Source organism: Pseudomonas sp. GW821-FHT07B01, from assembly GCF_059419065.1.
Window position 1 is genome coordinate 60,153 of record NZ_JBWKRA010000027.1, and the last position, 23,143, is coordinate 83,295.

A 23,143-nucleotide genomic window follows, 5' to 3' on the forward strand; every position below is an offset into this window, starting at 1 on the left:
GCGGATGCCCAGGCGTATAAAGGACTATCTGATTATATTAAGTGCCGGTTTGTACTTCAGCACTACCGTGCTGGCGGAGCACCAAACCAGCCCGGAACGTTTCACCCTCTTGAGTCGTGCGGGAGCTGTTCAACTGGACACTCATTTTGACAAGGCCCAGCGCCAGTGGCTGCAGAACAAACGTGAACTCACGCTGGGGACATCCACACCTGATTACCCGCCCTTCGACCTCACTTCCAGCGGCCATGATTACGAAGGCCTTACCGCCGACTACGCAGGATTACTGGCCAAGGCACTCTCCCTGCCAATCAATGTGATGCGCTACCCCTCCCGAGCGGCGGCCATTCGCGCCCTGGAAGACGGGGAAATTGACCTGCTGGGCTCCTCAAACGGGTTTGAAGCTGCGATGCCAAATCTTATCCTCTCCGAACCCTATGCCGTGGACCAGCCGGTGCTGGTCACGCGCGAGGGAGAAACCCGCAGCCTCAGCGAAGGCCTCGATGGGCTGCGCCTGAGCCTTGTCTATCACTACCTGCCGCTCAATGAGGTGGAGAAGCTGTACCCCAAGGCGAGCATCCGCGCCTACCCGTCCTATCAGAATGCCTTGAATGCAGTGGCCTTCGACCAGGCGGATGTGTTTCTCGGTGACACCATTTCCACCCATTACATGATCAACAAGGGCTATCTCAAGAACATTCGCATGGCCAACTTCGGCAAACATGAAGCTTATGGTTTCAGTTTTGCCACGCGCCAGGACAACCGGATGCTCCTCAGCATTGTCGATTCAGCCCTGGCCTCAGTGCCCATCAACGAAAGGGACAGTATTGCCAAGCGCTGGAGCGCCGGCAGCGACATCCTGCTGACCGACAAGAAGCTGCAACTGACCCAGCGCGAAGAGCGCTGGCTCAAAGAGCATCCGGTGGTCACCGTGGTCGTCAACGAAACTTTCGCGCCCCTGACGTTCTTTGATGCAGACGGCAACTTCCGCGGCATCACCGCCGACTTGCTGGAGTTGATTCGCTTGCGCACCGGGCTGCGTTTTTCGGTGCAGCGCGGGCGCGATGTCAACGCGATGATCGACCAGGTCGCGACCCAGAAAGTCGATATGATCGGCGCCATCGTGCCCAGCAACGAACGAGATTCGCAGCTCAATTTCAGCCGCCCCTACCTGGAAAACTCCTATGTATTGTTGACACGCAGAGAGCAAGGTGCCCCCTCGAACATGGAGCAGATGGCAGGAAAGCGTCTGGCAATCACCCGAGGCAACCCGCTGGCCGCGACCTTGAGCAAAGACTTCCCGCAGGTTCAACTGGTGGAAACCAGTGATACGTTCAGAGCATCGGAGCTGCTCGCACAGGGACAAGTGGATGGGGCAGTGAATACCTTGGTGATCGCCAACTATTTCCTGTCATCCCAGGTCTTCCAGGATAAATTGCAAATAAGCGCCAGCATCGGCACGACCCCAGCGACCTTCTCTCTTGCTACCTCGCGCCAAGCCACGGAATTGAGCTCGATACTCGACAAGGCGCTGCTCAGCATTGCCCCGGATGAAATGGGCGTAATCAACAGTCGCTGGCGTGGCTACACCGCCGCATCGGACAGCTACTGGCGTAATTACCATCAACTGATCGCGCGAATCATCATCGGCACCGGGCTGTTGCTATTGATATCCCTGGCCTGGAACGCCTACATGCGTCGCCAGATCAAGCATCGAAAAATGGCCGAACGCGCCCTCAACGATCAGTTCGAGTTCATGCGTGCACTGGTCAATGAAACGCCCCATCCGATCTACGTGCGGGACCGCAATGGGTTGTTGCAGACCTGTAACGACAGCTACCTGCAGGTGTTCGACGTCAAGCGCGAAGAGGTGATCGGCAAAAGCGTGACCCAGATGACCATGGCGCTGGCGTCGGAGGCAGCCCAATATCATGCTGACTATCTGCGTGTGGTGGCCGAGGGTAACCCGCTGATCCTCGATCGCAGCCTGCATATCCACGACAAGAAACTGACCATCTATCACTGGATCCTTCCCTACCGCGACTCTACGGGTGAAGTCCAGGGCATCATCGGTGGCTGGATCGATATCAGTGACCGACGCCAGCTATTCGATGAACTACGCGCTGCCAAGGAGCGCGCCGACGAAGCCAACCGCGCCAAGAGCACGTTCCTGGCTACCATGAGCCACGAGATTCGCACCCCGATGAACGCTGTGATCGGCATGCTCGAACTGACGCTCAAGCGCGCCGACCAAGGACACCTTGACCGTCCGGCGATCGAGGTGGCGTACAACTCGGCCAGAGACCTGCTGGAGCTGATCGGTGACATTCTCGACATCGCGCGTATCGAGTCCGGCCGCCTCAGCCTGGCGCCGGAGCGCGTCAACCTGCGGGAGGTAATTGAATCAGTGGTGCGCGTCTTCGACGGTCTCGCACGGCAGAAAACCCTCAGCCTGCTACTGGAGTTCAAACCCGACCTGAACGATATCGAGGTGCTGATAGACCCGCTGCGCTTCAAGCAGGTGCTATCGAACCTTGTGAGCAACGCGATCAAGTTCACCGAACAAGGGCAGGTCAAGATCAAGGTCGAGCTGCAGCCTACCCAGGCCCCGGAGCAGATCGAGCTGAAACTGGTGGTGGAAGACACCGGCATCGGCATCAGCCGGGATGATCAACAGCGCCTGTTCGAACCCTTTGCCCAGGCGGACAATTCCGGGCAACTGGCGCGCAGTGGCGCGGGCCTGGGGCTGGTGATCTGCCGCAGCCTATGCGCGATGATGGGCGGCCAATTGAGCCTGAGCAGCGTGCCCATGGTAGGCACCCAAGTACACGTCAACCTGAGCATGCCTCGCCTGCAAGCGATCCAGGCGGTGGGTGAACACACGCCGCCAACGCCGGCCACCGCACGGGTGCTTAACGTACTGGTGGTAGACGACCACCCGGCGAATCGCCTGCTGATGTGCCAGCAATTGGGCTACCTGGGGCATAAATTCATCGCTGCCGAGCACGGGGCCGCAGGGTTTCAGGCCTGGCGTAAAGAGCATTTCGACCTCGTAATTGCCGACTGCAACATGCCCATCATGAATGGCTACGAACTGAGTCGTTCAATCCGAGAGTATGAGCAACGCGAACAATTGGTGCCCTGCGTGGTACTGGGCTTTACGGCCAACGCCCAGCCCGAGGAAAGGCAACGGTGCGTGCAAGCCGGCATGGATGACTGCCTGTTCAAACCCATCAGCCTTACTGTATTAGAGCGCCAACTGGCACATATCGCCCCTGAAGCCGTGCCCCAACGGCTGGATCTCGAATGCCTGGAAGCGCTGACCGGCGGTGATCCACAGTTGAGTCGACGCTTGCTGGAGGAGCTGCTGAGCAGCAGCCTTCACGACCGCAGGGTCCTTGTCGAACTGCGGGATCGACACGCGTCCCCCTCGGACATCATTGAGCAAGCCCACAAGATCAAGGGTGCCGCCCGCATCGTTCAAGCCCATTCGTTGGCGGGGCAATGCGAAGCCTTGGAGCAAACCTGTTCTCGCAATGAGGAGTGGGCCGTGATCGAAAGCGGCATCAGGGCCCTGGAACAGCTCATGCTGGAATTGGAGAAGATGCTGCGGGTTCAACTCGATGAGCTGCAAGCCCCATAGCAACAGGGCCCGTCGTGGCGGGAGCGAGCAAATGCGCTCCTACCGCGACCAGCATAAGTACCCACCGCTTCAGCAGTCGGTCAACTGCAGGAAAATCTCCGCCAGCCGCTCAATCCCCACCTGGTCCTGAGGGGTAAACCGGCCCAGCAATGGGCTGTCGAGATCAAGGACACCAATCAGTTGGCCGTCCTTGACCAATGGCACCACCAATTCACTGTTCGAAGCGCTGTCGCAGGCGATATGGCCTGGGAACGCGTGCACGTCCTCCACGCGCTGGGTTCTCCGTGAGGCCGCAGCCGCACCACACACGCCGCGACCAAACGGAATGCGCACACAGGCGATCTGCCCCTGAAAGGGCCCAAGCACCAGCTCTTCGTTACGATTGAGGTAAAAGCCAGCCCAGTTCAAGTCATCCAACTGGTTGAACAGGAACGCGGAAAACTGCGCACTGTTGGCAATAAAATCGCGCTCATCAGCCAGCAGTGACTCCAGTTGCGCGCAGAGCATGGCATAGCCATCAAGGCCGCTGCCGGCCTGTTGTAAATCGATCATGGTTGACGTTCCAGCAATTTAAGACCCACCCAGTAACGGGCGAATTGGTAGGCGCACCGGCCATTGCGGTTGCCGCGCCCAGTGGCCCAACGCACCGCGAGAACGTCAAGCTGCTCATCGCGTTGCCACTGCAAGCCGGCCTTGCTGGCCAACTCACCGATCCAGTGTTCCACCACATCCAGGAAATGTTCCTGGGTAAAAGGGTAGAATGACAACCACAAGCCAAAACGATCCGACAAGGCAATCTTGTCTTCAACCGCCTCGCTCGGGTGCAATTCGCCATCCACGCGTTTCCAGTTGTCATTGTCGCTCTGGTTTTCCGGCACAAGGTGGCGACGGTTGGACGTGGCGTACAGCAGCACGTTTTCCGGCGCCTGTTCCAGGGAACCATCCAGCACGCTCTTGAGCACGCGATAGTCACCTTCGCCGGCCTCGAACGATAGGTCATCGCAAAACAAAATGAAGCGTTGTGGTAGCTTGATCAGTTGCTCGACCACCCGCGGCAGGTCAGCCAGGTGGTCCCGCTCGATCTCGATAAGACGCAGGCCGGCGTTGGCGTGCTGGGCGAGCAAGGCCCGGACCATGGAAGACTTGCCGGTGCCACGCGAACCCCATAACAGGGCGTGGTTGGCGGGCAACCCGTCGAGGAACTGTTGGGTGTTGCGCGCCAGTTGTTCACGTTGTTTGTCGACACCGATCAGGTCCGACAGGCGCATGTCCAGGCTCACTTCCAACGGTAACAGGAAGCCATTGCGACCTTCGCGCTGCCAACGGGCGGCCAGGCATTGATGCCAGTCGATCGCCTGGCGTGGGGCGGGTAACAACGGTTCCAGGCGAGCCAGCACCGCATCGGCGCGCTCAAGAAAGGCATTCAATCGAGAATCCACAGCTATTCCTCTGGCAACTTCTTGCAAAAGATGGCGTATTGGCAACCCTGCGGCAAACTGCAGGGCTGCATCAAACAAACGATTCATGCCGGGCAAGCCAAAGCTTGTGGATGTTCAGCTATGCTTGCCGGGCGAAGGGAAACGCTAAGTGGTTCAACACTCGATGGATATCAAGTTCGCCCACCGCTTGTCTTATAAACAAGCCAGATTGACTGTGCTGGTCGGTTTCGTCTTGGGAACCCTGCTCAGTCTGATCCAAATCGGCATTGATTATGCCAGTGAAGACGCATCCATCAACCGTGAAATACGCTCACTGATTGAAATCAGCCATAACCCGGCGTCAAGAATCGCCTACAACATCGATGCCGAACTCGCCCAGGAACTGACCTTGGGCCTGCTGCACTCCCCCGCCATCATCCGCGCGCAGTTGATCGACAACAATGGTGTGGTGCTGGCCGACGTCAACCGTCCGCGCAAGGAAAGCAACTATCGGCCGGTCAGCGACTTTCTGTTTGGTGCCAATCGCCAATTCGAAGACCGGCTGTTTCTCAGCCATATGCCCAACGACTCCCTTGGTGTGCTACGCCTGGACGTCGATACTTATGCCTTTGGCAGCCGTTTCCTGCATCGCGCCGAGATCACTCTGCTCAACGGTTTCGCCCGCAGCCTGCTGCTCACCGGGATTTTGCTCGGCCTGTTCTACGTAATGCTCACCCAACCGCTGGTGCGCATTATCCGCGAGCTGAGCACACGCAAACAGGCGCGCCTGGATTGCCCACCGGGGCATGAACACGATGAAATCGGCGTGCTCGTCAGCGTCGCCAACCAACAATTCGAAAACATGGAAACCGAGATCCAGCAACGGCGCCATGCCGAAGATCGCCTCACGGAGTATTTGGGGCAACTGGAAAATATCGTTTCTGCGCGCACCCTCGAACTCAAGGCCAGCAACCAACGCTTGAGCCAGTCCAACGATGAGCTGGAGGCGGCGAAAATGACTGCGCTGGGCATGGCTCAGGCACGGGCAGCATTCCTGGCCAATATGAGCCATGAAATTCGTACGCCGCTCAATGGGTTGCTGGGCATGATTGCCCTCTCACTGGATAGCCCGCTGACCGCGGAACAGCGCCAGCAACTGTCCATTGCCCATGACTCAGGCAAAGTGCTGGTGGAGTTGCTCAACGATATTCTTGACCTGTCCAAGTTCGACGCCGGCCAGCTGGAACTGGAGCATATCCCGTTCGACCTGGGTTCATTGGTGGAAGACACCGCCAACCTGCTCTCGCAAAATGCCGCTCCGAGCGTGGAGCTGACCTGCCTGATCGACCCGCAATTTCCCGCCCAGGTGGTCGGCGACCCTACCCGTGTGCGGCAGATCGTCAGTAACTTGCTCTCCAACGCCTTGAAGTTCACCCGCTTTGGCCGCGTCGATGTGCGCCTGCGCGCCTTGGAAGGTCGGGTCAGCATTGAAGTGTGCGATACCGGCATTGGCATCGCCCAGGAAGCCCAGGTGAAAATCTTCCAGCCGTTCACCCAGGCCGGCGCTGGCATTACCCGCCAGTTTGGCGGGACGGGATTGGGCCTGGCGTTGACTCATAACCTGTGCGAAGCCATGCAAGGCCGCTTGAGTATCAGCTCGGAGGTGGGCTTTGGCAGCCAGTTCTGCGCCGACCTCCCACTGCCCGCGCATTTGCCTGCCATGCGCTATGCACCGCTCACGGGCGAGGTGATCGCCATCACCAACGCCGGCGGCGGGCTGACGGAGCTGCTCACCACGCTATTGCCCTCTTGGGGGCTGACCCCGCGCTGCTATTCCCAGGACGATGATTTGAGCGGGCTGGCGCCCGACCTGTTGATCACCGACTGCCCTGAATGCTTGTTCCGCTTGCGCCCGGGCATCAGCGCGCCGATTCTGCTGGTTACCGCCTATGGCAACTTTTTGCCCAGCGAAGAAGTCACGGCCCTGGCGCCGCTGCAGCAACAAGCGCGCCCATTGAGCCGCAACGCGCTGTACCAGATCCTGCAACGCAACCTGCGCAGCGGCGCGCAACTGGTGCTCGACCCGGTCCAGATAGAAACCGCACCGCTTGCGCACCGCGCGCGCATCCTGCTGGTGGAGGACAACGCGGTCAATCAACTGGTGGCCAAGGGCATGCTCAGCAAACTCGGGTGTGAGGTGATCGTCGCAGCCCATGGCGGCGAAGCCCTCAAGCTTCTGGAGGACCAGCGCTTCGACTTGGTGTTGATGGACTGCAACATGCCTGTGATGGATGGCTATGAGGCCAGCCGACAAATTCGCCGGAGCGGGCGTTGGCCGGACTTGCCCATTGTTGCCTTGACCGCCAACGCGATGGCCGAAGAACGCGAGCGTTGCCGGGCCGCTGGAATGAACGATTACCTGGCCAAGCCGTTTCGCCGGGAAGAACTCAACGCCTTACTGGAACTGTGGGTACCGAAGACAACCAGCCTCTGATGGGTACTCGCAATATTGCGGTCATTTGAGCAGGGCTTCGATCTCCTGGGTCAAGTCTTGGGGCTTGGTGGTTGGCGCAAAACGCTTGACCTGCTTGCCATCACGGCCGATTAGAAACTTGGTGAAGTTCCACTTGATGTTCTTGGAACCCAGCAGGCCCGGGGCCTGTTTTTTCAACTGCACAAACAACGGGTGGGCATCGCTGCCATTGACGTCGATTTTCTTGAACAGCGGAAAACTGACGCCGAAGTTCAGCTCGCAGAACTCGGATATCGCGCCTTCATTGCCGGGTTCCTGCTTGCCGAACTGGTTGCAGGGAAAGCCGAGCACCACCAGCCCCTGGTCCTTGTATTGCTGCCAAAGTTGCTCGAGGCCCTTGTACTGCGGGGTGAAGCCGCATTTGCTCGCGGTGTTGACCACCAGAATGGCCTTGCCGGCAAAATCGGCCAAGGTCTTTTGCTCACCCTTGATGGTGGTGCAAGGGATGCTCAGCAGGGAGTCGCTCATGGCAATGCCTCAAGTCAGGGAAAGAAGAGCCTTATTTGTAGGAGCGAGCTTGCTCGCTCCTACATAGGCCATGAAGCCTAGCGCGGCACCAGCTCCAGGCATACCGAATTGATGCAGTAGCGCAGGCCCGTCGGCGGGGGGCCGTCCGGGAACACATGCCCCAAGTGTGCATCACACTTGGCGCAGGTGACTTCGGTGCGAATCATGCCGTGGCTGACATCGCGGATCTCGACCATCGCGCTGTCGGCGATCGGCTCATAGAAACTGGGCCAGCCACAGCCGGAATCAAACTTCGCCTTGGAATCGAACAGCGGCTCGTTGCAGCAGATGCAGTGGTAGACGCCGTCGGTCTTGGTGGCGTTGTACTTGCCGCTGAACGGTCGCTCGGTACCCTTGAGACGGCACACGTTGTACTGCTCCGGGTCGAGCATCGCCTTCCATTCATCTACAGTTTTCTGCAACTTATCCATCGGTACACCTCGGCAACTGAAAAACCCTGATCTGTGTCTTTTCCATGGATCAGGCGGCACGTATGATTGCGCCTCTTCAAAACGCCAGTCTGGCACCCGCGCCATCGGCATTCAAACGTATTTATGGGTGCGGGCCGTGCAGGCTTCACCCTACGGTAGTGCCTACGCCGTCGGGATCGTTCATTTTCAGGATCACATCGCCATGCAGGTCAGCAAATCGAACAAGCTCGCCAACGTCTGCTATGACATTCGCGGCCCGGTGCTCAAGCACGCCAAACGCCTGGAAGAGGAAGGCCATCGCATCCTCAAGCTGAACATTGGCAACCCGGCGCCGTTTGGTTTCGAAGCGCCGGACGAAATCCTCCAGGATGTGATCCGCAACCTGCCGACCGCCCAGGGTTACAGCGACTCCAAGGGCCTGTTCAGCGCGCGCAAGGCGGTGATGCAGTACTACCAGCAGAAGCAGGTCGAAGGCGTCGGCATCGAGGACATCTACCTGGGCAACGGCGTGTCCGAGCTGATCGTGATGTCCATGCAGGCGTTGCTCAACAATGGCGATGAAGTCCTGGTGCCAGCCCCGGATTACCCGCTGTGGACCGCCGCCGTGACCTTGGCGGGCGGCCACCCGGTGCATTACCTGTGTGATGAGGGCGCCGACTGGTTCCCGGACCTGGCCGACATCAAGGCCAAGATCACGCCCAACACCAAGGCCCTGGTGATCATCAACCCGAACAACCCCACTGGCGCCGTGTACTCCAGGGAAGTATTGCTGGGCATGCTGGAACTGGCGCGTCAGCACAACCTGGTGGTGTTCTCCGACGAGATCTACGACAAGATCCTCTACGATGACGCCGTGCATATCTGCACCGCCTCCCTGGCCCCGGACCTGCTGTGCCTGACCTTCAATGGCCTGTCCAAGTCCTACCGCGTGGCGGGTTTCCGCTCCGGCTGGATCGCCATCTCCGGCCCCAAGCACAATGCGCAAAGCTACATCGAAGGCATCGACATGCTGGCCAACATGCGCCTGTGCGCCAACGTACCGAGCCAGCACGCGATCCAGACCGCCCTCGGCGGCTACCAGAGCATCAACGACCTGATCCTGCCCCAAGGTCGCCTGCTGGAGCAACGCAACCGCACCTGGGAGTTGCTCAACGCTATCCCCGGCGTGAGCTGTGTGAAGCCCATGGGCGCGCTTTATGCGTTCCCGCGGATCGACCCGAAAGTCTGCCCGATCCTCAACGACGAGAAGTTCGTGCTCGACCTGCTGCTGTCGGAAAAACTGCTGGTCGTGCAAGGTACCGCCTTCAACTGGCCGTGGCCGGATCACTTTCGCGTGGTGACCTTGCCACGTGTGGATGACCTGGAGATGGCGATTGGTCGCATCGGTAACTTCCTGAAGTCCTATCGCCAGTAAGGCAATTGACGCTGTGCGACTCACAAAGAGTCGTACAGCGATTATCTGGCAACACTTCTGTGTCACTTACTTGCGGTTGTACTTCATTTGGCCCCTGCCAATGACGTGCCCCCTATAATCACGGGGCGACAGGGTAGCATCGGGTCGATCAGGGCTGACAATACAGGTCGGAAAATCCCTTCAAGGCCCTACGCCAACGGTGTAGGACACAGTTTGAAATAGTCCCCCGGTTGAATCACCCCATGCCGCACCTTATATACCCCGCAGTGAGCGACATATTAAGCATGAGGAGAATTCTACAACCATGATGCGCATCCTGCTGTTCTTGGCCACTAACCTGGCAGTCGTACTGATTGCCAGCGTCACCCTGAGCCTTTTTGGCTTCAACGGGTTCATGGCGGCCAATGGGGTTGATCTGAACCTCAATCAGCTGCTGATTTTCTGTGCAGTCTTTGGTTTTGCCGGTTCGCTGTTCTCGCTGTTCATCTCCAAGTGGATGGCAAAGATGAGCACCAGCACCCAGATCATTACGCAACCCCGCACTCGCCATGAACAATGGCTGATGCAAACCGTGGAGCAGTTGTCTCAAGAAGCAGGCATCAAAATGCCCGAAGTCGGGATTTTTCCGGCTTATGAGGCCAACGCCTTTGCGACCGGCTGGAACAAGAACGACGCGCTGGTGGCCGTGAGCCAGGGCCTGCTGGAGCGGTTTTCGCCCGACGAAGTCAAGGCGGTGCTGGCCCACGAGATCGGTCACGTGGCCAACGGTGACATGGTCACCCTGGCGCTGGTACAGGGCGTGGTGAACACCTTCGTGATGTTCTTTGCGCGGATCATCGGCAACTTCGTCGACAAGGTCATCTTCAAGAACGAAGAAGGCCGTGGTATTGCCTACTTCGTGGCGACCATTTTCGCCGAGCTGGTCCTGGGCTTCCTGGCCAGCGCCATCGTGATGTGGTTCTCGCGCAAACGCGAGTTCCGCGCAGATGAAGCCGGCGCACGCCTGGCGGGCACCAGCGCAATGATCGGCGCGCTGCAACGCTTGCGCTCCGAACAGGGTCTGCCGGTGCATATGCCCGACAGCCTGACCGCCTTCGGCATCAACGGCGGCATCAAGCAGGGCCTGGCTCGCCTGTTCATGAGCCACCCGCCGCTGGAAGAGCGGATTGACGCATTGCGTCGCCGCGGCTGATAGCCGGATGACTCGACAAGGGGCGATCTAATCGCCCCTTTTTTGTGCCTGCTGATTTCCCCGCTCGCTCCTACAAAAGAAAAGGCCTTTTAGAGCCTGGTCAGCCGATAAGCACGCTCTTCAAGGCGAGTCACTCCGTCCTGCACGAACTTCCAGCTCTCCCCCAGGATGTCTCGCTCCTCCAGCCGCTCCAACGCCCAATGCGGTGCTAGCAGCACCTGCACTTCCTCGTCCGAGACAGCAAAGGGTGGGCCGGCTTTCTGCGCCTGGTGGTAATCGAGGGTAACCAGCAACCCCTGGCAGCCGGACGGCAGCAAGGCATTCAGGTGCTCGGCGTATTGCGCACGCATCAGCGGAGGCAATGCAATCAACGCGGCGCGATCATATACGCCGCGGCAACCGACCAGCGCCTGCGCATCCAGGCTGAAGAAATCGCCACACCACAGTTCGATCTGGCCCGCCTGGTAGACCTTGAAGACGCCCTTATGACTGACGTGCGGCACCAGCCCCTGCTCGCTGAAGAACGCCTCAACCGCGTGCTCCGACAGCTCGACGCCTATTACCGGGTACCCCTGGCTCTCGAGCCATACCAAGTCCAGGCTTTTGCCACACAACGGCACCAGCACCTTTGCCCCCTCGGGCAACCCCAACACGGGCCAGTGCCGTTGCAAGTAGGGATTGACCTCGCGCTGATGGAAACCGATCTGATTGCTCGCCCAGCGGTCCTGCCAAAATTCAGGCTGCATGAATCACTCCGAAAATTCGATCATAAGGCGCTAAACTTATATTAGATTTAGATCAATGATCTGATTGAAGATGGCTTTATCTTAACCCTCAGGACCCGCTCATGCTCCCCAGCCTGTTTATCTCCCACGGCTCGCCCATGCTGGCCTTGCAACCCGGCGCCAGTGGCCCCGCGCTACAGCGCCTGGCTGCCGAGCTACCACGCCCCAAAGCCATTGTGGTGGTGTCGGCGCATTGGGAAAGCTCGGAACTGCTGGTCAGCGGCGGTGCTGCCCCCGAAACCTGGCACGACTTTGGCGGCTTTGCGCGCGAGTTGTTTGCGGTGCAATACCCCGCGCCGGGTGACCCACAGCTGGCCAGTGAGATCGTCGAGCTGCTGCACGCCGACGGTCTGGCTGTCAGCATTGATGAACATCGGCCCTTCGACCATGGCACTTGGGTCCCGCTGTCGCTGATGTACCCAGCAGCGGACATCCCGGTGGTGCAAGTCTCGCTGCCCAGCCGCCTGGGCCCCGCCCTGCAAACCCGCGTGGGGCATGCGCTCGCCAGCCTGCGCGAACAGGGTGTGCTGCTGATTGGCTCCGGCAGCATCACCCATAACCTGGGCGAACTGGACTGGCGCGCAGGGCCGGAAACGATCACCCCGTGGGCGCGGGAGTTTCGCGACTGGGTGGTCGACAAACTGGCGACCAATGACGACGCCGCCTTGCATGACTATCGGCGCCAGGCGCCACATGCCGTGCGCAGCCATCCCAGCGATGAGCATTTGCTGCCGCTGTACTTTGCGCGAGGTACGGGCGCAGATTTCAGCGTAGCGCACCAGGGCTTCACACTGGGCGCCCTGGGCATGGACATCTATCGTTTTGGCTGACACCGCCACACCTGTGGGAGCTGGCTTGCCTGCGATAGCGGTGTATCAGTCACACACTGGCTTGCTGACTCATCGTTATCGCAGGCAAGCCAGCTCCCACAGTTGATCGCCTCGGAGACTACAACATGAGGCAAAAAAAATCCCCGAACCAGTCGGGGATTTTTTATGTGCGATCAATCAGCCCAAGGGCGGATCAATCTTCGCGGTAGCGACGCAGCTTGAGCTGCTTACCGGCAACGCGAGTGTCTTTGAGCTTGGCCAGCAGTTTTTCCAGGCCGTCTTCCGGCAGCTCCACCAGGGAGAAGCTGTCACGCACCTGGATGCGACCGATGGCTTCACGTGCCAGGCCACCCTCGTTGAGGATAGCGCCCAGCAGGTTCTTGGCCGCGATACCATCACGCGCACCCAGCGCGGTACGGCAACGAGCACGGCCTTCGGCCAATGGCACTGGAGCGCGACGCTCGCGATCACCACGGTCTGGACGGTCGCCGGAACGCTCTGGACGATCACCGCGTGGCGCGCTGTTCGGAACCAGTGGACGTTCTTTTTCGATGGCTGCCAGGGTCAGGGCCTGACCATTGGTAGCTTTGCGCAGCAGAGCTGCAGCCAGGGCACGCGGGGTGCAACCGATATCGGCAGTCAGGCGGTCCAGCAGGTCGCCGTGGGTCGATTCAGCGTCAGCCACCAGTGGCGCCAGGCTGTTGGTCAGTTTCTTGATGCGCGCATCGAGAACGGCCTGGGCATCGGGCAGGCGGACTTCGGCAACTTTCTGGCCGGTAACACGCTCGATCACTTGCAGCATGCGGCGCTCACGTGGAGTCACCAGCAGCAATGCACGGCCTTCGCGACCGGCACGGCCGGTACGGCCGATACGGTGAACGTAGGACTCTGGATCGTAAGGCATGTCAACGTTGAACACGTGGGTGATACGTGGAACGTCGAGGCCACGGGCGGCAACGTCGGTCGCCACAACGATGTCCAGACGGCCATCCTTGAGGGAGTCGATCACGCGCTCACGCTGGTTCTGGGCAATGTCACCGTTCAGCGCAGCGGCTTTGTAGCCTTTGGCTTCCAGGGCGCTGGCCAGGTCCAGGGTCGCTTGCTTGGTGCGCACGAACATGATCAGGGCGTCGAAGTCTTCGACTTCCAGCAGGCTCAATACAGCCGAGGTCTTCTGGTCAGCGTGAACCAACAGGTGAGCCTGTTCGATCGCGGTAACGGTCTGGGTCTTGGTCTGGATCTTCACGTGCTCCGGATCGCGCAGGTGGCGTTCGGCAATGGCACGGATGGACTGCGGCAGGGTAGCCGAGAACAGTACGGTCTGACGGGTCGCTGGCAGCGCCTTGAAGATGACTTCCAGGTCATCCATGAAGCCCAGCTTCAACATTTCGTCAGCTTCGTCCAGAACCAGGTGGTTCACGGTCGACAGGACTTTTTCGTCACGACGCAGGTGGTCGCACAGACGGCCCGGAGTGGCGACAACGATCTGTGCGCCATTACGGATTGCCTTGAGTTGTGGGCCCATAGGCGCGCCGCCGTAAACGGCCACAACAGTTACACCCGGCATTTGCTTGGCGTAGGTTTCAAAGGCGGTTGCTACTTGCAGCGCCAACTCACGGGTTGGCGCCAGGATCAGGGCTTGCGGCTCGCGCTTGGCAGGATCGATGCAGTGCAGAATAGGCAGGGCGAACGCGGCGGTTTTACCGGTACCGGTTTGCGCCTGGCCAATCATGTCCTTACCGGCCATGATGATCGGGATCGATTGCTGCTGAATCGCCGAAGGTTCTTCGTAGCCGGTCGCTGCGACGGCTGCAAGAATATTCGGGTTAAGATTAAAAGCGGCGAAGCCGCCGGTTTCCTGGGTCATGGGTCTGCCTCTAAGTGCATCCGCAAAGACCCATGCTCCAAAGCTGCGCATGCCGTGTTGAGACTCAAGAGTCGCCCTGGCTGCTTTGTCGGCGGGGATTTGCGAAAACGAATGAATGAAAAAGATTCGTCAAGGAAGAGTCCGCTGTGCGGACGTGCAGCCGAAGCTGACTTCGGGGAATTGCGCTACCTAAACGCGGCCCGGTTAAAGGCCGGCGCGCACTATACCGGAAATAGCTGAAAAAGGGAGCTTTTTTTATCGCCAGGCGCCGATAAACCGCACTGGGTCACGCGCTTTGCAGATCCGTGCGCCAGGGTCTATTTTTCAAAGGCCCGGCCCTGTTGGTCATCGAGCTTAAACGGTTCACCCACCCATTGAGACCCTTTGGTCTGAAACCTTACCTGCGCCCCGAGGGCACACCCGATGAATCAAGCCAGCAGTAGCCGTGTCAGCCGCGCACTTGAAGGCCATGTTCTATTGCTAGGCCTGGACCGCGTGGCCAAGCGCAACGCCTTTGACCTGGATTTGCTCAATGAACTGAGCCTGGCCTATGGCGAATTTGATCGAAACGATGACGCACGGGTGGCCGTGGTGTTTGCCCATGGCGATCACTTCACCGCAGGGCTGGACCTGGCCAATGTCAGCGGCGTAATGGCCGGCGGCTGGCAACCGCCGCTGGGAGGGTGCGACCCGTGGGGGGTGTTTGCCGGCCCGCGCGTGAGCAAACCGGTGATCGTCGCCGTCCAAGGTTACTGCCTGACCATTGGTATCGAGTTGATGCTGGCGGCGGATATCAACCTCTGCGCCAGCAATACCCGCTTTGCCCAGATGGAGGTGCAACGCGGCATCTTTCCGTTTGGCGGCGCGACATTGCGCTTTCATCAGATTGCCGGCTGGGGCAATGCGATGCGCTGGCTGCTCACCGGCGACGAATTCGACGCCCATGAGGCTCTGCGCCTGGGGTTGGTGCAGGAAGTGATGGCCAGTGAAGACCTGTTGCCCCGTGCCATTGAATTGGCCAACCGCATTGCGCGCCAGGCGCCGATGGGTGTGCAGGCCACGTTGATGTCGGCACGCCTGGCGCGTATGGAGGGTGAGGCCGTCGCAGCCGCCGCGCTACCGCCCATGGTGGACAAACTGCTCAACAGTGAGGATGCCAAGGAGGGAGTTCGGGCGATGATCGAGAAGCGGCCCGGGGTGTTCAAGGGGATTTGAACAAACTGAATTAGCCGTCGCCAGTGAGGGCCTCTTCGCGGGCAAGCCCGCTCCCACAGGGGATTGCATTTCAACACAGAGTGCAATTCGACTGTGGGCTTGCCCGCGAAAGCGTCCGAACTGACAACTAAGTTGCTGGCCGAATCGCCTTGATCAACGGCTGCAACGAATACCCCAATCGCGGCGCCAAGGCTTCGGCGCGGGCTGACAGCGCATCCAGGTCCAGCACCTGATCCAGCTCCGAAGGCACCAATAGAATCACATTGCCCTCCTTCACCGGCAGCTCCCAGTAATGCCGGTGGTACAACCCACGCAGCAACGCCGCCCCCAGCGGTTTGCCGTCATCGGTGGCCCACTGGTTGATCACCAGCCAGCCGCCGGGGTTGAGTTTCTTCTGACAGTTTTCCAGGAAGGTCCAGGCCAGATGCCCCACGCCCGGGCCGACATCGGTGTAGAGGTCGACGAAAATCAGATCGGCCGATTCAGCACTGTCGAGCAATTGCAGCGCGTCACCAATGCGGATGTACAAGCGCGGATCGTCATCCAGCCCCAGATATTCAATCGCCAGGCGCGGTACATCGGGGCGCAGCTCAATGGCTTCGACATCCTCCAGCGCCAGGAACTTGAGGCATGCCTGGGTCAACGTGCCCGCGCCCAGGCCGAGGAACAACGCACTTTCCGGCTGTTCATGGCACAACGCACCGATCAGCATCGCGCGGGTGTAGTCGTACTCCAGCCAGCTCGGGTCAGCGGTGAACACACAGCTTTGCTCGATGGCGTCGCCAAATTCGAGAAAGCGGTAATCAGCCACTTCAAGCACACGGATCATGCCGAACTCATCATGGACTTCGGCCAGCAGGCGCTCGACACGCTCCTCGCTCATCACTACTCCTAAAGGGTTTACCGCACGACAAAGGCGCGATTGTCGGCCAAGCGGCAACCACAGGTCACGCACTAATTGCTGCTAACATTGACGCCCTAACATCCACCTGCAAACGAGTTCATGATGAGCCACCCTTGGAGTCCCGATAGCTGGCGAGCCCTGCCGATCCAGCAGCAACCCCGATACCCGGACGCCGCGCACTTGGAGCAAGTGGAGCAGAGCCTGGCGAGCTACCCGCCCCTGGTGTTTGCCGGCGAAGCCCGCGAATTGCGCCGTCAGTTTGCCGAAGTGACCCAGGGTCGTGCCTTCCTGCTGCAAGGTGGCGATTGCGCCGAGAGCTTCGCCGAGTTTTCCGCCGCGAAGATCCGCGACACCTTCAAGGTGCTGCTGCAGATGGCCATTGTCATGACCTTCGCCGCCGGTTGCCCGGTGGTGAAAGTCGGGCGCATGGCCGGCCAGTTCGCCAAGCCACGTTCGGCCAACGATGAAACCATCGACGGCATCACCCTGCCCGCCTACCGCGGCGATATCGTCAACGGCATCGGCTTCGACGAAAAAAGCCGCGTGCCAGACCCGGACCGCCTGTTGCAGTCCTACCACCAGTCCACCGCCACCCTCAACCTGCTGCGCGCCTTTGCCCAGGGCGGTTTTGCCGACCTGCACCAAGTGCACAAGTGGAACCTGGATTTCATCGCCAACTCCGCCCTCGCCGAAAAGTACAGCCAACTGGCCGACCGCATCGACGAAACCCTGGCCTTCATGCGCGCCTGTGGCATGGACAGCTCGCCGCAATTGCGCGAAACCAGCTTCTTCACCGCCCACGAAGCGTTGCTGCTCAACTATGAACAAGCCTTCGTACGCCGCGACAGCCTGACCAACGATTACTACGACTGCTCGGCGCATATGCTGTGGATCGGCGACCGTACCCGTCAGTTGGACGGCGCCCATGTCGAGTTCCTGCGCGGGGTGAACAACCCGATCGGCGTGAAAGTCGGACCGAGCATGAACCCGGAGGACCTGATCCGCCTGATCGACATCCTCAACCCGGATAACGACCCCGGCCGCCTCAACCTCATCGCCCGCATGGGTGCAGGCAAGGTCGGCGACCATTTGCCCAACCTGATCCGTGCTGTGCAGCGCGAGGGCAAGCAAGTGCTGTGGAGTTGCGACCCAATGCACGGCAATACCATCAAGGCCAGCAGTGGCTACAAGACCCGCGACTTTGCGCAGATCCTTGGCGAAGTGAAGGATTTCTTCCAGGTGCACCAGGCAGAAGGCAGCTATGCCGGCGGGATCCATATCGAGATGACCGGGCAGAACGTCACCGAATGCATCGGCGGCGCACGACCGATCACCGAAGATGGCCTGTCAGACCGCTACCACACCCATTGTGACCCACGGATGAATGCCGATCAGTCGCTGGAGTTGGCGTTCCTGATTGCCGAGACCTTGAAACAGGTAAAGCGCTGACGTTTTATCGACGGGGATGACGCCATCGCGGGCAAGCCCGGCTCCCACATTTGAACGCGTTTTCTGTGGGAGCCGGGCTTGCCCGCGATAGGGCCTTAAAGGCTGACATCCCGGTTCAGCATCGCAGCCCTCAACCGGGCAGCACTGGGCCGCTGGCAATTGAGCTGGATCTGTTCCAGCCCTAGCCAGTCGGCCATCTTTCGCAGGTTCAAGGCCAGCGCCAACATACCTTCCTCATCCAGCCCAGGTTCTTCCTCGTGCACGGCATGCACGGCCAGGCGCCCATGGGCACGCTCGGCCCGCAGGTCGACGCGTGCGGCAATGCGTTCGTTGTGGAGAAACGGCAGGACGTAATAGCCGTACACGCGTCTTTCTTGCGGCGTGTAGATCTCCAGGCGATAGCGAAAGTCGAACAAGCGCTCGGTGCGGCTGCGCTCCCATATCAGCGAATCGAACGGCGACAACAATGCACTGGCCGGCACGTTGCGCGGCAGTTTGGGCGCCGCCAGGCAATACGCTGGTTGTTTCCAGCCCCGCACCTGGCACGCCAGCAGTTGCCCATCCTCAACCAGCTCGGCCAAGCGGTTGCGGCTGTCGGCGGGGTCGAGGCGGAAATAATCGCGCAGGTCTTTTTCGGTGGCGACACCCAATGCAGTCGCACTGTGCAACAGCAAGCCACGCTGCGCTTCACCTTCACTCATGGAGACCCTGAGCACCTCTGCGGGAATAACACGCTCGGGCAGATCATAAAGCCGCTCAAACCCTCGACGACCGGCAACCGTGACCAGGCCAGCGGCGAACAGCCATTCCAGCGCGTGCTTTTCATCACTCCAATCCCACCAGGGACCGGCACGCTCCTCGCGGGTCGACAAGCTACCCGCCCCCACGGCGCCCTGCTGTTCGACGGTGCGCAACACGCGCTGAATCGTCGCCTGTTGCTCACGGCCAAAACGTGCCATCTGCGAATAGATCCCCTGCCCTTGCCGGGCGCGCTCCATGCGCCAACCCATCAACGGGTACAGCGCCAAGGGCAGCAGTGACGCCTCATGCCCCCAGTATTCAAACAGAGAACGCCGCCGCCCCTGGCTCCAGGCCGCCTGCTCAAGAATCGATGGGGAATAAGAACCAAGGCGGGAAAACACGGGCAGGTAGTGGGAACGCACCAGCGCATTGACCGAGTCGATCTGTAAAACGCCCAGGCGTTCGATCAAGCGGTTGAGGTGCGTGGCCTTTATCTGTGCAGGCGCCTGGCGCCCGGAAAACCCTTGGGCAGCCAGCGCCATGCGTCGAGCTTGCTTGAGTGAAATACACAGGTCGGCGGGCATGGCAATCTCCATAGAACCTCGCCCCCTACCCTACTGCATCCGGGCTTATTTTCGCAGCGGATCTTCCCAGAAATGCCGATGGCTTTCCTGCTCGACGTCGGCGCGATTGAGTCCGATGTCCTTGAGTGCGTCATCGCTCAGGGTTGCCAGCATCTGCCGCTCCTGATGCAACAGCTGCCAACGAGCGAATGTGTGAAACAGCCCGGCAAACAGCCATTTATCCGTCGATATGAGACCTTTTTGACCTTTCATCTTCTCGCCCTCCAGTGGGGATGACGACAGTGTGTGCCTGGCATTATGATCAATCCAACGAATGTTTCTTATGCATTACATCTCAGAGATTGATCAATTGTCCGCCTATCCCAGTATCGACACAGACGTGCTGCGCACCTTCGTCGCCATTGCCGACCAAGGCGGTTTCACCCGCGCCGGCGAGACGGTCAATCGCACTCAATCGGCGGTCAGCATGCAGATGAAGCGTCTGGAAGAAGACGTGTTGCAGCGCAAACTATTCGAGCGCGATGGCCGGCAGGTACGGCTCACGCCCGAAGGCCAGGTGCTGCTGGGTTATGCGCGGCGCATCTTGAAATTGCACAGTGAAGTGTTCAATACCCTGCGCGAGCCGCATATGGTGGGATTGGTGCGCATCGGCACGCCGGATGACTATGTGATGCGCTTTCTGCCAGGGATCCTGAAACAGTTCTCCAAAGCCTACCCACTGATTCAGATCGAAATGCACTGCGAAGCATCGACCGTATTGATGCAGCGGCGGGACCTGGCGCTGACCGTGATCAGCCGCGAGCCCGGCAATGATCTGGGTGAGTTGTTGCGTACCGAACGCATGGTGTGGGCAGCATCACCGTGCTTTTGTGTGGAAGAGCACGATGCCCTGCCCCTGGCGGTGTCCGGCGACGAGTGCCTGTACACCCATTGGGCACGTGCGGCATTGGACGCGGCCGGGCGAGATTATCGCCTGGCCTATCACAGCTCTAACGGAGCAGCGATCCTGGCGGTGGTCAGTGCAGGCCTGGCGGCGATGGTCAGCATGGAAAGCCTGGTCACCGACGACCTGCGAGTGCTCGGCAGCGAAGAAGGCTTCCCGCCTTTACCGGCGATGAACCTGCGCTTGCTGCGTAACCCGCAGATGACCTCGCCGATCACCGAATGCCTGGCGGACTACATCGTCGAAGGCTTCAAACTTTAAAGGTCAGCATCACCGCGCACACTACCAAAAAGCCACAGAACAGGCCGCGCAACAGACGTTCCGGCAAGGCATGCGCCACTTTCACGCCCCAACTGATACTCAGCAGCCCCCCCACCGCCAGCGGCAGGCCGATCATCCAGTCCACCTCGTGGTGCCAGGCATAGGTGACCAGGGTCACACTGGTGCTGGGCAACGCCAAGGCCAATGACAAACCTTGGGCAACCACTTGAGTAGTGCCGAACACACTGGTGAGTACCGGTGTGGCCACCACCGCGCCGCCGACCCCGAACAGCCCGCCCATGGAACCGGATGCCGCGCCCAAAACGCCAAGCCAGGGCCAGGAATAACGCATTTGCGTGGTGGGTGGCGCGTTGCGAGTGAACATGCGCAGCAGGTTGTAGGCAGACAGCGCCACCAAGAACGCAATAAAACCGATGCGCATGGCGCCCGCATCCAGGCCCACCGCCCAGATCGATCCCAGCCAGGCAAAGCAAAAGCCGGTCACACCCAAGGGTAAGGCGTGACGCAACTCGATGCGGTTACGCTGGTGATAGCGCCACAGGGCGAGCATCACGTTCGGCACGACCATCACCAAAGCGGTGCCCTGGGCAATTTGCTGATCCAGCCCGAACAACACGCCGAGTACCGGGATAGCAATCAGCCCGCCGCCGATGCCAAACAGCCCACCCACGGTGCCCAACGCCGCACCCAATGCCAGGTACATCACTAAATCCCACACCGCTCGCTACTCCGCAATTCCAAGCTTTGCATGCTACGCAGTCGGCTCTGGCGCGGAAACGCACAGCAACGCACAATGGCTGTGCCAATCTCGCATAAGTGTCGAGCCATGAACCCCAACACCTTGACCGACCAACTCAGCCTGTTTCTGGATGTCCTGGAAGCCGGCAGTTTTTCCGCCGCCGCGCGCCGCCATCCGCTGACACCTTCCGCCGTGGCCCGGCGTATCGACAGCCTGGAGAACTCAGTGGGCAGCCGCCTGTTCCAACGCAGCACCCATGCGGTGGTGCCCACCTCGGCGGGCCTGGCCTTTGCCGAGCGGGCACGACGTATTGTCAGCGAGCTGCAGCTGGCGCGGGCTGAAGCGGTCTCGCTGAGCCATGCGCCGGAGGGGTTGATCCGGGTCGATGCGCCCGCAGCATTCGGCCGCCGACACCTGGCGCCGGTCATTGCGGACTTTTTGAACCTGTACCCAGGACTGGACGTGCACCTGCACTTGATCGACAGCTTTGTCGATATGCAGGGCGCGCATCTGGGCAAGGTCGATCTGGTTCTGCGCGCTGGGCATATTGTCGATACCCGGCTCGTCGCTACGCCGTTGGCGAGCATTGTGCGTATCGCCTGCGCCAGCCCCGCGTACCTGAAAAGCCGTGGCACGCCGGCCCATCCTCGAGAGCTGAGCGAACATGATGGCCTGGACTGGGACGGGCTGGCGCCAATGTTCGCCTGGCGCTTCGAACTGGACGGGCGCCGCACCACCTATCGCCCCCGGCGCATCCGCATGAGCGCCAACAATGCCGAAGCCCTGCTTTCGGGTGCACTGGCCGGGCTGGGCATCGCTCATCTGCCGACCTGGTTGGCCAGTGAATACCTGGTACGCGGTGAGCTGTTGCCGCTGTTTTGTGAAGATGGTTTGCCGAGCCCGGAAACCGCCGGCATCTATGCGCTGCGCCTGGAACAGCAGCCCAATGCTCGCAGCCGGTTGCTGCTCGAATATCTCAAATCCCGTTTCAGCCCGGTGCCGCCGTGGGATCTGGCATTGCAAAGTGGCCTGGTCTGAAACCGAAGACAAGAATTACCTGGCGCATTAAAGATTTGCCCGCTAGATTCCAGCCCAGACATGCTTTTTCGAGACGCCACCATGAGCAAAAACCCTGATCCTTGCGAATCGCTGTTGCTGGACAACCAGCTGTGCTTCGCCCTGCACTCTACTTCATTGCTGATGACCAAGGTCTACAAGCCGCTGCTCCAAGCCATCGGCCTGACCTACCCGCAATACCTGGCCATGATGGTGCTGTGGGAAGAGGATGAATTGACCGTCAGCGAAATCAGTAGCCGCCTCCTGACGGACCCAGGCTCCATGACGCCACTGCTCAAACGCCTGGAAGCCGAGGGTCTGCTCAGCCGTACCCGCTGCCGCGAAGATGAACGAGTGGTAGTCGTGGAACTGACCGACGCCGGGCGCGCCTTGCAAGAGAAGGCCAAGGATGTTCCGCAATGCATCCTGGGTGCCAGCGGGATGGCGCTGGAGCAATTGCGCAAGCTGCAAGGTGACCTGATCGCGTTGCGCGCCAATCTGCAAACCAGCATCTGACGCAACATACACCTAAAAAAGTGGGAGCTGGCTTGCCTGCGATGGCCATAGGTATCTACACAACTTCGGCACGACGCTAAATCTGTGGCGAGGGAGC

General features: G+C 59.9%; 20 protein-coding genes. 10 read left to right on the forward strand and 10 right to left on the reverse strand.

Going from position 1 to position 23,143, the window contains the following annotated elements; all coding sequences use genetic code 11:
* The first annotated feature begins 4 nt into the window (after nt 1-4).
* Nucleotides 5-3,640 (forward strand): transporter substrate-binding domain-containing protein, encoded by a 3,636-nt coding sequence (locus tag AC07S6_RS23555; protein ID WP_495113159.1) that lies wholly within the window; start codon nt 5-7, stop codon nt 3,638-3,640.
* Nucleotides 3,641-3,709: 69 nt separating this feature from the next.
* Here the strand turns inward: AC07S6_RS23555 and AC07S6_RS23560 are convergent, their stop codons facing one another.
* Nucleotides 3,710-4,192, reverse strand: a complete 483-nt coding sequence (locus AC07S6_RS23560; RefSeq protein ID WP_197881633.1) for a GAF domain-containing protein — start codon at nt 4,190-4,192, stop codon at nt 3,710-3,712.
* Nucleotides 4,189-5,079: an ATP-binding protein gene (locus AC07S6_RS23565; RefSeq protein WP_490613588.1), complete on the reverse strand. Its 891-nt coding sequence runs from the start codon at nt 5,077-5,079 to the stop codon at nt 4,189-4,191. The genes AC07S6_RS23560 and AC07S6_RS23565 overlap by 4 nt, the downstream gene beginning before the upstream one ends.
* Nucleotides 5,080-5,242: 163 nt before the next feature.
* Here AC07S6_RS23565 and AC07S6_RS23570 point away from each other — a divergent pair, with 163 nt between their 5' ends.
* A complete protein-coding gene (locus AC07S6_RS23570; protein ID WP_034127156.1) occupies nt 5,243-7,552 on the forward strand; it encodes a hybrid sensor histidine kinase/response regulator in 2,310 nt (769 codons plus the stop codon).
* 21 nt (nt 7,553-7,573) lie between these two features.
* On the opposite strand, the gene AC07S6_RS23575 is transcribed toward AC07S6_RS23570, so the two are convergent.
* Both AC07S6_RS23575 and msrB read right to left on the reverse strand, forming a co-directional pair.
* The gene (locus AC07S6_RS23575) at nt 7,574-8,059 is read right to left on the reverse strand and encodes a glutathione peroxidase (protein WP_034127155.1); all 486 of its coding nucleotides are present in this window, start codon (nt 8,057-8,059) and stop codon (nt 7,574-7,576) included.
* Nucleotides 8,060-8,136: 77 nt separating this feature from the next.
* Nucleotides 8,137-8,529, reverse strand: coding sequence for a peptide-methionine (R)-S-oxide reductase MsrB (msrB, locus tag AC07S6_RS23580; RefSeq protein WP_034127154.1), 393 nt, complete (start codon nt 8,527-8,529; stop codon nt 8,137-8,139).
* 202 nt (nt 8,530-8,731) lie between these two features.
* On the opposite strand from msrB, the gene AC07S6_RS23585 reads away from it, so the two are divergent.
* Both AC07S6_RS23585 and htpX read left to right on the forward strand, forming a co-directional pair.
* A complete protein-coding gene (locus AC07S6_RS23585; protein WP_044273990.1) occupies nt 8,732-9,943 on the forward strand; it encodes a pyridoxal phosphate-dependent aminotransferase in 1,212 nt (403 codons plus the stop codon).
* Nucleotides 9,944-10,247: 304 nt separating this feature from the next.
* Nucleotides 10,248-11,135, forward strand: a complete 888-nt coding sequence (htpX, locus tag AC07S6_RS23590) for a protease HtpX (RefSeq protein WP_003189904.1) — start codon at nt 10,248-10,250, stop codon at nt 11,133-11,135.
* 89 nt (nt 11,136-11,224) lie between these two features.
* Here htpX and AC07S6_RS23595 read toward each other — a convergent pair whose 3' ends face one another.
* Nucleotides 11,225-11,881, reverse strand: a complete 657-nt coding sequence (locus AC07S6_RS23595; RefSeq protein ID WP_495113160.1) for a thiopurine S-methyltransferase — start codon at nt 11,879-11,881, stop codon at nt 11,225-11,227.
* A gap of 101 nt (nt 11,882-11,982) precedes the next feature.
* Here AC07S6_RS23595 and AC07S6_RS23600 point away from each other — a divergent pair, with 101 nt between their 5' ends.
* Nucleotides 11,983-12,750 carry a DODA-type extradiol aromatic ring-opening family dioxygenase gene (locus AC07S6_RS23600; RefSeq protein ID WP_495113161.1) on the forward strand — a complete coding sequence of 256 codons (768 nt, stop codon included), beginning with the start codon at nt 11,983-11,985 and terminating at the stop codon, nt 12,748-12,750.
* Between the two features lie 193 nt (nt 12,751-12,943).
* Here the strand turns inward: AC07S6_RS23600 and AC07S6_RS23605 are convergent, their stop codons facing one another.
* Nucleotides 12,944-14,617: a DEAD/DEAH box helicase gene (locus tag AC07S6_RS23605; protein WP_014717677.1), complete on the reverse strand. Its 1,674-nt coding sequence runs from the start codon at nt 14,615-14,617 to the stop codon at nt 12,944-12,946.
* Nucleotides 14,618-15,040: 423 nt separating this feature from the next.
* On the opposite strand from AC07S6_RS23605, the gene AC07S6_RS23610 reads away from it, so the two are divergent.
* Nucleotides 15,041-15,832, forward strand: a complete 792-nt coding sequence (locus AC07S6_RS23610) for a crotonase/enoyl-CoA hydratase family protein (RefSeq protein WP_197881630.1) — start codon at nt 15,041-15,043, stop codon at nt 15,830-15,832.
* A 127-nt stretch (nt 15,833-15,959) separates the two neighbouring features.
* Here AC07S6_RS23610 and AC07S6_RS23615 read toward each other — a convergent pair whose 3' ends face one another.
* Nucleotides 15,960-16,715, reverse strand: a complete 756-nt coding sequence (locus AC07S6_RS23615; protein ID WP_034127149.1) for a spermidine synthase — start codon at nt 16,713-16,715, stop codon at nt 15,960-15,962.
* 123 nt (nt 16,716-16,838) lie between these two features.
* On the opposite strand from AC07S6_RS23615, the gene AC07S6_RS23620 reads away from it, so the two are divergent.
* Nucleotides 16,839-18,185: a class II 3-deoxy-7-phosphoheptulonate synthase gene (locus AC07S6_RS23620; RefSeq protein WP_054897897.1), complete on the forward strand. Its 1,347-nt coding sequence runs from the start codon at nt 16,839-16,841 to the stop codon at nt 18,183-18,185.
* Between the two features lie 95 nt (nt 18,186-18,280).
* Here AC07S6_RS23620 and AC07S6_RS23625 read toward each other — a convergent pair whose 3' ends face one another.
* Together AC07S6_RS23625 and AC07S6_RS23630 are read right to left on the reverse strand one after the other, a co-directional pair.
* Nucleotides 18,281-19,510: a winged helix-turn-helix domain-containing protein gene (locus tag AC07S6_RS23625; RefSeq protein WP_490613591.1), complete on the reverse strand. Its 1,230-nt coding sequence runs from the start codon at nt 19,508-19,510 to the stop codon at nt 18,281-18,283.
* A gap of 45 nt (nt 19,511-19,555) precedes the next feature.
* Nucleotides 19,556-19,762: a DUF1127 domain-containing protein gene (locus tag AC07S6_RS23630; RefSeq protein WP_495113162.1), complete on the reverse strand. Its 207-nt coding sequence runs from the start codon at nt 19,760-19,762 to the stop codon at nt 19,556-19,558.
* 70 nt (nt 19,763-19,832) lie between these two features.
* Here AC07S6_RS23630 and AC07S6_RS23635 point away from each other — a divergent pair, with 70 nt between their 5' ends.
* Nucleotides 19,833-20,714, forward strand: a complete 882-nt coding sequence (locus AC07S6_RS23635; RefSeq protein ID WP_495113163.1) for a LysR family transcriptional regulator — start codon at nt 19,833-19,835, stop codon at nt 20,712-20,714.
* Here AC07S6_RS23635 and AC07S6_RS23640 read toward each other — a convergent pair.
* A complete protein-coding gene (locus AC07S6_RS23640; RefSeq protein WP_197881626.1) occupies nt 20,704-21,453 on the reverse strand; it encodes a sulfite exporter TauE/SafE family protein in 750 nt (249 codons plus the stop codon). The genes AC07S6_RS23635 and AC07S6_RS23640 overlap by 11 nt on opposite strands.
* A 108-nt stretch (nt 21,454-21,561) precedes the next feature.
* Here AC07S6_RS23640 and AC07S6_RS23645 point away from each other — a divergent pair, with 108 nt between their 5' ends.
* Both AC07S6_RS23645 and AC07S6_RS23650 read left to right on the forward strand, forming a co-directional pair.
* Nucleotides 21,562-22,512, forward strand: coding sequence for a LysR family transcriptional regulator (locus tag AC07S6_RS23645; RefSeq protein ID WP_072448175.1), 951 nt, complete (start codon nt 21,562-21,564; stop codon nt 22,510-22,512).
* A gap of 81 nt (nt 22,513-22,593) precedes the next feature.
* A complete protein-coding gene (locus AC07S6_RS23650; RefSeq protein ID WP_197881624.1) occupies nt 22,594-23,046 on the forward strand; it encodes a MarR family winged helix-turn-helix transcriptional regulator in 453 nt (150 codons plus the stop codon).
* Nucleotides 23,047-23,143 lie beyond the last annotated feature (97 nt).

Coding starts and splice junctions, on each gene's coding strand:
- AC07S6_RS23650 (WP_197881624.1), top strand. CDS start 22,594: ATGAGCAAAAACCCTGATCCTTGCGAATCGCTGTTGCTGGACAACCAG.
- AC07S6_RS23615 (WP_034127149.1), bottom strand. CDS start 16,715: ATGAGCGAGGAGCGTGTCGAGCGCCTGCTGGCCGAAGTCCATGATGAG.
- AC07S6_RS23560 (WP_197881633.1), bottom strand. CDS start 4,192: ATGATCGATTTACAACAGGCCGGCAGCGGCCTTGATGGCTATGCCATG.
- AC07S6_RS23645 (WP_072448175.1), top strand. CDS start 21,562: ATGAACCCCAACACCTTGACCGACCAACTCAGCCTGTTTCTGGATGTC.
- msrB (WP_034127154.1), bottom strand. CDS start 8,529: ATGGATAAGTTGCAGAAAACTGTAGATGAATGGAAGGCGATGCTCGAC.
- AC07S6_RS23620 (WP_054897897.1), top strand. CDS start 16,839: ATGAGCCACCCTTGGAGTCCCGATAGCTGGCGAGCCCTGCCGATCCAG.
- AC07S6_RS23600 (WP_495113161.1), top strand. CDS start 11,983: ATGCTCCCCAGCCTGTTTATCTCCCACGGCTCGCCCATGCTGGCCTTG.
- htpX (WP_003189904.1), top strand. CDS start 10,248: ATGATGCGCATCCTGCTGTTCTTGGCCACTAACCTGGCAGTCGTACTG.
- AC07S6_RS23555 (WP_495113159.1), top strand. CDS start 5: ATGCCCAGGCGTATAAAGGACTATCTGATTATATTAAGTGCCGGTTTG.
- AC07S6_RS23575 (WP_034127155.1), bottom strand. CDS start 8,059: ATGAGCGACTCCCTGCTGAGCATCCCTTGCACCACCATCAAGGGTGAG.
- AC07S6_RS23585 (WP_044273990.1), top strand. CDS start 8,732: ATGCAGGTCAGCAAATCGAACAAGCTCGCCAACGTCTGCTATGACATT.
- AC07S6_RS23610 (WP_197881630.1), top strand. CDS start 15,041: ATGAATCAAGCCAGCAGTAGCCGTGTCAGCCGCGCACTTGAAGGCCAT.
- AC07S6_RS23605 (WP_014717677.1), bottom strand. CDS start 14,617: ATGACCCAGGAAACCGGCGGCTTCGCCGCTTTTAATCTTAACCCGAAT.
- AC07S6_RS23595 (WP_495113160.1), bottom strand. CDS start 11,881: ATGCAGCCTGAATTTTGGCAGGACCGCTGGGCGAGCAATCAGATCGGT.
- AC07S6_RS23635 (WP_495113163.1), top strand. CDS start 19,833: ATGCATTACATCTCAGAGATTGATCAATTGTCCGCCTATCCCAGTATC.
- AC07S6_RS23570 (WP_034127156.1), top strand. CDS start 5,243: ATGGATATCAAGTTCGCCCACCGCTTGTCTTATAAACAAGCCAGATTG.
- AC07S6_RS23625 (WP_490613591.1), bottom strand. CDS start 19,510: ATGCCCGCCGACCTGTGTATTTCACTCAAGCAAGCTCGACGCATGGCG.
- AC07S6_RS23630 (WP_495113162.1), bottom strand. CDS start 19,762: ATGAAAGGTCAAAAAGGTCTCATATCGACGGATAAATGGCTGTTTGCC.